The 8,343-nt window shown below is 61.4% G+C and carries 9 protein-coding genes and 3 pseudogenes; 7 read left to right on the top strand and 5 right to left on the bottom strand.

Annotated features, from left to right (window positions below; all coding sequences use genetic code 11):
• Positions 1-275 (bottom strand): annotated as a pseudogene (locus tag BOO71_RS27840) (IS4 family transposase); the annotation flags it as partial.
• A 545-nt stretch (positions 276-820) separates the two neighbouring features.
• Between BOO71_RS27840 and BOO71_RS12965 the strand changes: the two are divergent.
• The 5 genes from BOO71_RS12965 to BOO71_RS12945 all read left to right on the top strand — a co-directional run bounded on the left by BOO71_RS12965 (position 821) and on the right by BOO71_RS12945 (position 6,000).
• Positions 821-1,816: a helix-turn-helix domain-containing protein gene (locus tag BOO71_RS12965; protein WP_139322930.1), complete on the top strand. Its 996-nt coding sequence runs from the start codon at positions 821-823 to the stop codon at positions 1,814-1,816.
• A gap of 239 nt (positions 1,817-2,055) precedes the next feature.
• Complete coding sequence (locus tag BOO71_RS12960; protein ID WP_075833027.1) at positions 2,056-3,069, top strand: quinone oxidoreductase family protein; 1,014 nt, start codon at positions 2,056-2,058, stop codon at positions 3,067-3,069.
• Between the two features lie 75 nt (positions 3,070-3,144).
• Positions 3,145-3,621 (top strand): MarR family winged helix-turn-helix transcriptional regulator, encoded by a 477-nt coding sequence (locus BOO71_RS29070; RefSeq protein ID WP_075833024.1) that lies wholly within the window; start codon positions 3,145-3,147, stop codon positions 3,619-3,621.
• Between the two features lie 556 nt (positions 3,622-4,177).
• Positions 4,178-4,789 (top strand): NADPH-dependent FMN reductase, encoded by a 612-nt coding sequence (locus BOO71_RS12950; protein WP_075833022.1) that lies wholly within the window; start codon positions 4,178-4,180, stop codon positions 4,787-4,789.
• Positions 4,790-4,932: 143 nt separating this feature from the next.
• Positions 4,933-6,000 (top strand): Atu2307/SP_0267 family LLM class monooxygenase, encoded by a 1,068-nt coding sequence (locus BOO71_RS12945; protein WP_075833020.1) that lies wholly within the window; start codon positions 4,933-4,935, stop codon positions 5,998-6,000.
• Between the two features lie 79 nt (positions 6,001-6,079).
• Here BOO71_RS12945 and BOO71_RS12940 read toward each other — a convergent pair whose 3' ends face one another.
• Positions 6,080-6,613, bottom strand: coding sequence for a (4Fe-4S)-binding protein (locus BOO71_RS12940; RefSeq protein WP_075833018.1), 534 nt, complete (start codon positions 6,611-6,613; stop codon positions 6,080-6,082).
• A gap of 173 nt (positions 6,614-6,786) precedes the next feature.
• Here BOO71_RS12940 and BOO71_RS12935 point away from each other — a divergent pair, with 173 nt between their 5' ends.
• Complete coding sequence (locus BOO71_RS12935; protein ID WP_075833016.1) at positions 6,787-7,089, top strand: GNAT family N-acetyltransferase; 303 nt, start codon at positions 6,787-6,789, stop codon at positions 7,087-7,089.
• A 114-nt stretch (positions 7,090-7,203) separates the two neighbouring features.
• Here BOO71_RS12935 and BOO71_RS27835 read toward each other — a convergent pair whose 3' ends face one another.
• From BOO71_RS27835 to BOO71_RS27830, 3 genes and pseudogenes are all read right to left on the bottom strand, one after another.
• Positions 7,204-7,359, bottom strand: a complete 156-nt coding sequence (locus BOO71_RS27835; protein WP_175607439.1) for a hypothetical protein — start codon at positions 7,357-7,359, stop codon at positions 7,204-7,206.
• A gap of 82 nt (positions 7,360-7,441) precedes the next feature.
• Positions 7,442-7,683, bottom strand: a pseudogene (locus tag BOO71_RS28780) (hypothetical protein); the annotation flags it as partial.
• Between the two features lie 19 nt (positions 7,684-7,702).
• Positions 7,703-7,957, bottom strand: coding sequence for a hypothetical protein (locus tag BOO71_RS27830; RefSeq protein ID WP_175607438.1), 255 nt, complete (start codon positions 7,955-7,957; stop codon positions 7,703-7,705).
• 106 nt (positions 7,958-8,063) lie between these two features.
• On the opposite strand from BOO71_RS27830, the pseudogene BOO71_RS12925 reads away from it, so the two are divergent.
• Positions 8,064-8,343 (top strand): annotated as a pseudogene (locus BOO71_RS12925) (IS4 family transposase); the annotation flags it as partial.

The following is an 8,343-nucleotide window of genomic DNA, read 5'->3' as shown; positions in this document are numbered from 1 at the left end:
TCTGGAAGCAGCGGCAGCAGGATGTCCAGGACATCCTGCTCAGAGAGTCCAGCGTCATGGAAGGTCCGGGCGACGGTCTTCGTTCTGGAATCCAGCGTTGCCGTGCTGCGAAGGTGGATAGCAATCTTGCGGTGCCGCGTGGTTTCGGCCTGAACGATGCCAAAGATCACGGCGGCGACTCGGCGCAGCAGGTCAATCCGGTGGTGAGGAAGTCGCTCTTTCAAGAAGGCGACGAAGGTGTCAAGATCCGTCAGGGCGGCGTTGGTGTGCATCACACACCCATCAGCCGCCCGTTGGCATTTTTTTCTGTGTCCCAGTCAGGATTTACCTCAAAGTGTCAGGTACTGAGGACCAGATCATCACGAAGTCCTGTCAGGCTTAATCTGACGAAGGCCCGATCTTTGTTCAACTCGGATGAGAGATAGAGTTTCGCCATCTGATACACGTACTGCTATTTACGTCATGGATAATGCTTGTATAAACCTCTCGCCATTGCTCTGAATTTTGCAACAGAAATACGCACCCCAAAAACTTCGATATCCACAGCATGCCTTCTGAGGCGCACAAATGTTCGTTTTTGCACGCCTCCAAACTCTAGGGCCAGAAGACTCGCATACGAATTGGACAAAATTTCGGCCTTCGCCAGATTAAGAGCCTATTCGGAAAGTGGAGCGTCTGTTTTGATTAAGGTGCGCTGGGAGGGCGTCTGCGGTTCACCCCCTCCCCAACCCTCCCCCATAGAGAGGGAGGGAGCAGAAACACTGTCTGAGTCACATTAAATCTGATCCTCACCTTCGACTTCCCGAATAGGCTCTAAGCCGTGAATCGGCTGCCCCGCCGGGCAATCGGTCTAATGTATCTGCTGCCAGAAAACGGTAAAACGGTGCCTATGCTCCAGAACCGCTCAGTGCTTGCACACCTGCCCATTCAGGACGGGGCGCGGTTGTTCGTGGCGACGTATCCGCTGCAAGACCCGCCCGTCAGCGGGCTGTTCCGTTCAACCTTCTACGGCTTGGCGTGGCTGAGTGGCGGCGCAGCCACATTCATGTGTGACACCCAAAAATTTGCGGTCAAGGCCGAGTCTCTCGTCTGGACCGTTCCAGGGCAGGTTTACTGGTGGGAGCAGCCCGAACCCGGCGCACACCTGACCTTGATCGGCTTCTTGCCTGAACTATTGACCGGCGGCGCATTGAACGTGCATCTCATCGCGGATCTTCCTTTTCTCCAGCCTGATGGACCCGCAGTGATCCCGGTGAGCGGCGAGGCGAGCGAAGTGCTGGACACGCTCTTTAGGCAAATCTGGCACCGCTACGCACAGGTGGCCCAGCACCACCCGGCCAACGTGTGGCTGACCCTGCCCCGGCAGCGTGAAGCGCTGATGATGGCGTATCTACACGGCATTCTGGCCGAAGTCGCCGCGCTCACCACAGATGCTGCGCCCACGCCACTGACGCAGGCCCAGAGCGCCGATCTGCGGCTCACGCAACTCTTCCGAACGCACGCCGCTGTGGGTGCGCGGGAGCGGCGTCCGGTACAGTATTACGCCGAGTTGCTGCATGTCACGCCGGGTCATCTCACGCGCGTCGTCGGACGGATCATGGGCAAGACGCCGAGCGCCTGGCTTCAGGAACAGTTGCTGCTGGACGCCAAGCGCCTGCTGGCCTTCACTGACCGGCCTGTTGAGCGCATTGCTGAGGACCTGCATTTTCCGTCCGCCACGCAGTTCAGCCAATGGTTCCGGGGCCAGAGCGGTCAGACGCCCCGTCAAGTTCGGCAGGGCAGCCGGGAGCAGACATTCAATTTTCAACAGTTCTGACACGGTTGTAACCTTCCGAATCCGGGGACGTTCTTCTAGACTTCGTCACAGGTTCGGCCCAGCGTGCTCTACGCGGTCAGCCGCACCGTTTCTCTTCGCGCCGTTCACCTGTTCTCCACATTGTTTGGGCTGAATTTTGCAGCCCCTAAACGTCCTTTGTCGTCAAAGGATGGAGCCTGTTCATTTTCACCGCAGCCCCACATTGAAGCTGTTCGCCGGGCTGGAAAGGAGTCGTATCCATGAAAGCCATTCAGTTCAGCACCACTGGTTCCGCAACCGTCCTTGAGTATCTTGACCTGACCACGCCGCAGCCCGGCCCCGGCCAGGTGTTGATCCGCGTGGAATCTGCCGCCGTGAATTTCTCAGACGTGATCCGCCGTCGCGGGGACGTGTATCCCGTACCTACACCTTTGCCGTTTGTGCCGGGCAACGAGGTGGCTGGCACGGTGGCTGCCCTCGGCGAAGGCGTTGAGGGGCCAGCCATTGGGACGCCCGTGTTCGCTGTCGTCGGGGCCGGTGGCGAAGGCGGTTACGCCCAGTACGCGCTCGCCGGAGCCGCCGCCGTTATTCCCTTACCCGAAGGACTAGGCTTTGACGAGGCGGCCAGCTTGATCGTCGGCGGCCTAACCGCCACGCTGCTGCTGACCGAGGTCACGCGCCTGCAAGCCGGTGAGCGCGTCGTGATTCCCGCTGCTGCCGGGGGCGTGGGCAGTTTCGCCCTCCAGATTGCCCGGAAAATCGGTGCGGGGCACATCATCGCGGCGGCTGGGTCTGCCGAGAAACACGCCAGTGCTCGGCTGCTGGGCGCGACCCACACCGTGGATTCCACCGACCCCAACTGGCCCAACCAGGTGCGTGCCCTCACGGACGGCCACGGTGCGGACGTGGTTCTCGAAGTCACCGGCGGCCCGGTGTTTGAGCAGAGCTTGCATGCCCTCGCTCCGTTTGGACGGCTGGTGGTGTACGGACGCACCAGTCGTCAGCCGCTCTCGCTCAGTGCCGAAACGATTGAGACGGTGTTCTACGATCCCGCGCTGGGTCAGAGCATCACCAGTTTCAACCTGGGGGCCTGGTTTGAGCTGCGCCCACAAGTCACCTTCGGGGCGCTGGGGACCCTGCTCGGCTGGATCACCGCCGGGGACGTCAAGGTACAGATCGGTCACGTGCTGCCGCTCAGCGCCGCGCAGGAAGCCCATCAACTGCTCGAGACGCGCCGCAACAACGGAAAAATTGTCCTCAAACCCTGGGCCTGAGGCGAGGCGGATCACCGTCCAATTGTTCCTGTATAAGCCTTGCTTACCTGTGTTCTAACACCTAATATACCAGGTATGAGTACCACCGCGCCCGACGATCTTCAACAGCAACACCCTTTGCGCAGTCTGGAAGAGGAAGCGGTACTCGGTCTCTACCGCACCTCCCAGCTGCTTCTCGACCTCAATGAAGCCTTCTGCCGGGAACGCGGATTTACCCTGGCCCAGTACAACGTCTTGCGTATCTTGCGCGGTGCGGGCGACGCCGGACTTGGGCGCAACGAGATTCGGGAGCGGCTGATCCACCGGATGCCCGACGTGACCCGCCTCCTCGACAAAATGGAAGAGGCCGGGCTGGTGCGGCGGGAACGCAGCGCGACCGACCGCCGTTATGTTCCCACCGTCCTGACTGAACGAGGTCAAGCCCTGGTGAACGAGCTTGATGGGCCAGTGGTCAAGTTGCAGCGCTCGCACCTCGGCCATCTGAGTCCCGGACAACTGCACACGCTCATCGAGACCCTGGCCGTGATCCGCTCACGGTTGGAGTCCGAGTAACGATGTCTGTTCAGGAATACGTGTTGCATTGCCTATAAATCCGATTGGGAGACGGTCACATTTGAGTCCACCAGCACTGTCTCTCACCTGAGTTTCCCGCTTGAGCACTGCTCCGACCTCAGCTCCTGCCATCCCCGCGCCACTTGACAGTGGGACGTAAAACACCTAACATTCATGCTGTAACCACGGCGTTCTGTCATCTGGCAAGCTGGGAAATGGCGGAGAAATACCCTTAGCACACAAACCATAGGCCAGATCGTCGAAATAGGTGTTATATGTTCTAGTAGCTTAACACTGTAATCCGTTCTTTCTCTTGGAGATCCGCGATGACCACCCTCCGCTTTATCCGCTCCAGTCCTCCCCTCCACATCACGCCCTGGCCCGTCCACATTCTTCTGACCGCATTCTCCGTGAGGTCTGTGTCGGGCAACAAGCTGGCGCAGACCCTCACATGACCGAACTCAAATCTGGTGTTTTACAGCGGCTCTGGCAACAACTGTTCAGCCGCCCATCCGCCCCGCGTCCGTCCGACCGCTCACCCCTCAAGGAGAAGACCATGACCACACCCAAGATTGCGATCATCATCGGCAGCACCCGCCAGACCCGCTTTGCCGACAAGCCCGCCGCCTGGCTCAAAGGCATCGTGGCTGGCCGCAGCGACGCCAGCTACGAATTCCTCGATCTGCGCGACTACCCGATGCCCTTCTTCGACGAAGTGGCTTCTAATGCTTACGCGCCTACCCAGAACGAAGTTGCCGTGCGCTGGCAGCACAAGCTGGCCGAATTCGACGCCTACATCATCATCACCGCCGAGTACAACCATGCGCCCACCGGCGTGCTGAAAAACGCCCTCGACTACGCCTATCCCGAGTGGAACAAGAAGGCTGTGGCGTTTGTGGGTTACGGCTCGGTTGGTGCGGCGCGGGCCGTGGAGCAGCTCCGCACCATCGCCATCGAGTTGCAGATGGCCCCGATCCGCACGTCGGTGCACATCCAGGGGGCTGACTTTATGGGGGCCTGGCAGCAGGGGGCCGCGCTCGAAGACATGGCCCACCTCCAGCCGGGCGTGACCGCGCTGCTCGATGAGCTGACCTGGTGGGGCAGCGCCCTCAAGACGGCGCGTGACGCGGGCCGTGCCAGCACGCCGATGGTCACCGACGAAGCCTGAAGCCCGGAGGATCAGGCGCAACATCATCCGGCGCGGCCAGATGTCAGATGAGAACCAGGCAGCCCCGAGTAGAGGGACTGCCTGCGTTTGTTGAGTCCGCACCCAAAATCGGCGCGGCCCAAAGCCCACACAGGAGAAGCCCCATGCAGATTGGAATCGATAGTTTTGCCGCCGCCGGACTGAACCCGGACACTGGACAGGCCCTGGGCGCTGACCTGCGGCTGGCCCAGCTCCTTGAAGAAATAGAGCAGGCCGACCGCTCCGGCATTGACGTCTTCGGCATTGGCGAGCACCACCGCCAGGAGTACCTCGACTCCGCGCCCACCCTGATCCTCGCCGCTGCTGCCGCCCGCACCACGCGGATTCGGCTGACCAGCGCCGTGACCGTGCTGAGTGCCGACGACCCCGTGCGGGTCTTTCAGCAGTTCGCCACTCTCGACTTGCTCTCACAGGGCCGCGCCGAGATGGTGGTGGGCCGGGGCTCCTCGGTCGAGGCCTACCCGCTATTCGGCTACGATCTGGCCGACTATGACGCCCTCTTTGCCGAAAAGCTAGACTTGCTGCTTTTGCTGCGGGAACAGCCTCACGTCCATTGGTCGGGTCGGCACCGCTCACCGCTAAGCGGTCAAGGCGTGTATCCACGTCCCCTGCAAGTCAGACTGCCCATCTGGCTGGGCGTCGGCGGCACGCCAGCGTCGTTCGTCCGTGCGGGACGGCTGGGTCTACCACTGATGGTCGCCATTATCGGGGGCGATTTCCGCCGCTTCCGCCCCCTCGTCGATCTGTACCGCCAGGCCGGGGAACAGGCCGGACACCGCCCCGATCAGCTTCAGGTGGGAATACATGCCTTTGGCTTTGTGGGGGAGACCAGCGAGCAGGCGATCAGTGCTTACTATCCCGGCTACGTGCAAATGATGGCCACTGTGGGCCGGGAACGGGGCTGGAGTCCCCCCAGCCGCGCCCAGTTTGAGGCGATGTGTGGCCCGGCTGGACCGTATCTGATCGGTGACGCCGAAACGGTGGCCGAGAAGGTGCTGTACGTCAATGAGGTGCTGGGCGGCGTGTCCCGCCTGACGTTCCAGATGACCAACCTGCTCATGCCTCACCCCGACATGCTGCGCGCCATCGACCTCCTGGGGACCCGCGTCGCTCCACTGGTTCGCGCCCGGATGGGCGGCCACCCCGCCTCCGCTGTGTCGGTGCTGGGCTAGGCGCAGGGGCGGCCAGGCGTCGTGGGGTGAGGCTATGGCTTCTCCAGGGTGGGTTGGGGGTGTTTGAAAAGCAGTTTCGCTATTCCCGCTGCGCCGCGTCGGCCTGCTGGCCCGCCTCCCGGTGGCCGTCGCCGCGCTGATTGGCAGACGCCTGGCCGCCGGGCTGCTCACTCTTCCAGCCGATGCGGGCGTGCGTGCCATCGCAAAAAGGCTTGCGACTGCTTGCACCGCAGCGGCACAGGGCAGCCCGGACTTCTCGCACTTCGCCCTGCGGAGTCTGAATCACGAGGTCGCCCTTTAGGGTCAGCGGGCCGTCCTTGATCGGCGTCAACGTGGTGGGGACAGCGGGGGCTTCTGGGGGTCCCCCGTAAAGGGCGTAGTGCAGCGCGCCAGTCGGGCAGGTCCGCACGATCTCGGTCACGCGCTCGGCGGACGCCTCGTTGCTCAGTTGAATCCAGGGGCGCTCTTTCGGGCGAAAGACGGCGGGCAGACCACGCACGCAATTGGCGACGTGGGTGCAGCGTGGGGCGTCATAGGACACGGTGATTCCATCACCCATATAGATCTTGCCCGGCAGCAGATCCTCAGTGGGCGGTTTGTTTTGCTGGGTCATACACCAGCTTAAAACGCTGGCCGTCAATAAAGTCAACGCGAGATAAAAATGAGGCACGCCCACTATCATCGTCCCGTCCCCCAGTAGTGCTGCCCGGAGGAACAAACCACTGTGCGTATGAAAACCGGGCTTTGAAGCCAAGCATAAACTTGAGAAAAAGAGGGAGGCCAGTCATGGCAGAGATCAGGAAGAACGAGGATCAGGGGCGTTACGAGGTCGTGGTGGATGGCCAGGTGGCCGGGTTCGCCGAGTACCGTCTCGTCGGAGACGCCGTGATGCTGCCCCACACAGAAATTGACCCCCAGTACGAGGGCCAGGGCTTGGGCGGGCAGGTGGCCCGGTTCGCCTTGGACGACGTGCGACAGATGGGCCGACTGGCAATTCCGATGTGCCCCTTTATCGCCAGCTACATTCGGCACCACCCGCAGTACGTCGATCTGGTTCATCCGCAACAACGCGGGGCCTTTCACCTGTGACCAGCGGGGAGTGATGTCAGGGAAGAGGCCACGCCGCGCAATTGGCCGAGCACGCGCGAAAGACTCCCACATAAAGTGATGGGGCATGGCGCAGGGGCAGCGTTGCCAGCGCACTTAAGCGTCGCTCGCCTCCGGCCAGAACCGGACCACAAGGAACGGAAAGCTGGGCTGGCGCTGTCCCTCATTCGGTGGCGGTGCCGTCGGCAGTTGGCTGACCACCACGTACAGCGCGCCGTCCGGTCCTGGAATCACGTCATCGGGCCAGTACAAGTCATCACGAGTTAGGACACGCCCATTCCTACGGTTGGCCAGGCCGATGCAGCCGATTCGTTTGAATGGCCCCTGATCTCAGTCAGATACAGGGGTTCTGGCAACTTAATTTCAGAGGGCCACAGCAGGACGGCAGGCGGAGCAGCGCTGTATCCTGATTGATTCGTCGGAGGGGGCGGAGACGGTCGTTCGGGTGTGGCAATGGATGTTCGAAACGCGAGCGTGCAACGCCAGAAATTCTTGGGCCCGTCTTCGGCATTTGAAGCCGAGCGGACTGCGTTCCTGCTGCCGTTTCGGTCGATGGGACTGTTCAATCAGAGTGTTGTAGTGGGCTGCGGAAGTTTTAGAGGGGGCTTGAAATCCTTCGTCCAGTACGCGAGAACAGAGCGCGTCTCCCACTGCCCTGAAATCGCTGAGTCTCTGCTTCGTTTCTCACTTCCCCGCCTCCTGCAAAAATCAGGTGGAACTGCTCGCCCTGCTCGTCCTGGCGTTGATCAGGGCTAAAGATATTCGCCACGCTGCACTCGCCGAGCGTTGCTCTGGCAACGCTCAAACGGCTTCTCTCATCCGCCAGATCGAGCGCTTCTTTCACCAGCATCCGCTGTGTCCTCTGGATGTCGCCCATCTGGTGCTGGCACTGTTACCAGACAGAAAACAGCGGGAGGTCAGCCTGGACCGCACCTTCTTGGGCAGAACAGACGCCCATGAGGACGCTTGCCCGCAATTGGAAACTGGGCAAAACCGACGTGAATGCGCTGGTGTTGGCGGTGAACTGGCGAGGTGTCGCCGTGCCACTGCTGTTCGAGTTGTTGCCGCACAGCGGCAACAGCGGGACGAGTACCCGGCTGGCCTTGCTGGACGAGGCGCTGACGCTGCTGGACTGCTGCGACGTTGCCACGATCTACGCAGACCGGGAATTCATCGGCCAGGCGTGGATTCAGGGATTGGCTGAGCGTGGGCTCCCCATCACGGTGAGACTGCGGG

Source organism: Deinococcus marmoris, assembly GCF_001949125.1.
In the GTDB taxonomy this organism is placed as follows: domain Bacteria; phylum Deinococcota; class Deinococci; order Deinococcales; family Deinococcaceae; genus Deinococcus; species Deinococcus marmoris_A.
This window is presented reverse-complemented; position numbering and strand designations above follow the sequence as displayed.

Bases quoted from the DNA above. Each gene is read 5' to 3' on its own strand.
- BOO71_RS12945 (WP_075833020.1), top strand. From the start codon at position 4,933: ATGCAGATTGGAATCGATAGTTTTGCCGCCGCCGGACTGAACCCGGAC.
- BOO71_RS29070 (WP_075833024.1), top strand. From the start codon at position 3,145: ATGAGTACCACCGCGCCCGACGATCTTCAACAGCAACACCCTTTGCGC.
- BOO71_RS27830 (WP_175607438.1), bottom strand. From the start codon at position 7,957: ATGCTGGTGAAAGAAGCGCTCGATCTGGCGGATGAGAGAAGCCGTTTG.
- BOO71_RS12940 (WP_075833018.1), bottom strand. From the start codon at position 6,613: ATGACCCAGCAAAACAAACCGCCCACTGAGGATCTGCTGCCGGGCAAG.
- BOO71_RS12950 (WP_075833022.1), top strand. From the start codon at position 4,178: ATGACCACACCCAAGATTGCGATCATCATCGGCAGCACCCGCCAGACC.
- BOO71_RS12935 (WP_075833016.1), top strand. From the start codon at position 6,787: ATGGCAGAGATCAGGAAGAACGAGGATCAGGGGCGTTACGAGGTCGTG.
- BOO71_RS12960 (WP_075833027.1), top strand. From the start codon at position 2,056: ATGAAAGCCATTCAGTTCAGCACCACTGGTTCCGCAACCGTCCTTGAG.